Annotated in this window: 1 protein-coding gene; it reads right to left on the bottom strand. The window is 61.8% G+C overall.

The window, feature by feature from the left end; translation table 11 throughout:
• A partial coding sequence (locus FQ668_RS27260; RefSeq protein ID WP_369333843.1) for an immunoglobulin-like domain-containing protein occupies nucleotides 1–1,259 on the bottom strand: 1,259 nt, incomplete at both ends.

The following is a 1,259-nucleotide window of genomic DNA, read 5'->3' as shown; positions in this document are numbered from 1 at the left end:
ACTTGAACCGAAGCGTTGCCGCCCAGTTGCAGGTTCTCGAAGGTCGCACCAGTGGCGTCTACCGCCGAGCTGATGCCAAGGCTGATCTGGCCAGCATCGTTGTAGACGTCATCACCCTGCGCAGCGTGGGTGTACGGCGCGCTGGTTTCGCCGGCCTTGATGGTGACCTGGGCATTGTTGCTCAGGGTCACGACCAGGTCGTGGGCCAGCGGCTGGTTGACGTGCACGGTGAAGGTCGGCTTGACGTTCTCGGCTACCGAAGTCTGGTCGGCCGTGATGGTGACCTTGACGATGTCGCCTTCGTTGCCTGGGGTACCCGGCTCGTCGGTGACCGACGTGCTGACCGGGGTCTTGTCCAGCGTCAGCTGTTCGAACTTGCCAACGTCCGCACCTTCAACGGTAGCGATCGACATCACGACAGGGTCGTTGCTACCGACGTAGACGTTGTCCGGGGCAGTGACAGTGGCAGTACCCACGGTGCCATTGGCCGGCACGGTGATGACGGTTTTGCCGTCGCTCAGCGTGAAGGTCAATGCACTGTGGTTGTTGATCGGCAGGCCGTCTTTGTTGGTCAGCGTGATGGTGTAAGTGATCTCGCCGCCTTCGGTGACCGACGGGGTCGCGGTCAGCTTGGCCACTACTTCGTCGGTGGTGTCGGTCACTTGAACAGTAGCCGCACCGCCCAGCTGCAGGTTCTCGAACGTTGCGCCGGTGGCGTCTACCGCCGAATTGATGCCCAGGCTGATCTGGCCCGCATCGTTGTAGACGTCATCGCCTTGCGCCGCGTGGGTGTACGGCGCGCTGGTTTCGCCGGCCTTGATGGTGACCTGAGCGTTGTTGCTCAGGGTCACGACCAGGTCGTGAGCCAGGGCGGTGTTGATGTGCACGGTGAACGTCGGTTTGACGTTCTCGGCCACCGAAGTCTGGTCGGCCGTGATGGTGACCTTGACCAGGTCGCCTTCGTTGCCTGGGGTACCCGGCTCGTCGGTGACCGACGTGCTGACCGGGGTCTTGTCCAGCGTCAGCTGTTCGAACTTGCCAACGTCCGCACCTTCAACGGTAGCGATCGACATCACGACAGGGTCGTTGCTACCGACGTAGACGTTGTCCGGGGCAGTGACAGTGGCAGTACCCACGGTGCCATTGGCCGGCACGGTGATGACGGTTTTGCCGTCGCTCAGCGTGAAGGTCAATGCACTGTGGTTGTTGATCGGCAGGCCGTCTTTGTTGGTCAGCGTGATGGTGTAGGTGATCTCGCC

The sequence above is a fragment of the Pseudomonas sp. Kh14 genome, assembly GCF_900291005.1.
GTDB lineage: Bacteria > Pseudomonadota > Gammaproteobacteria > Pseudomonadales > Pseudomonadaceae > Aquipseudomonas > Aquipseudomonas alloputida.
The sequence above is the reverse complement of the archived record's forward strand: the minus strand, read 5'-3'. Positions and strand labels throughout refer to the sequence as shown.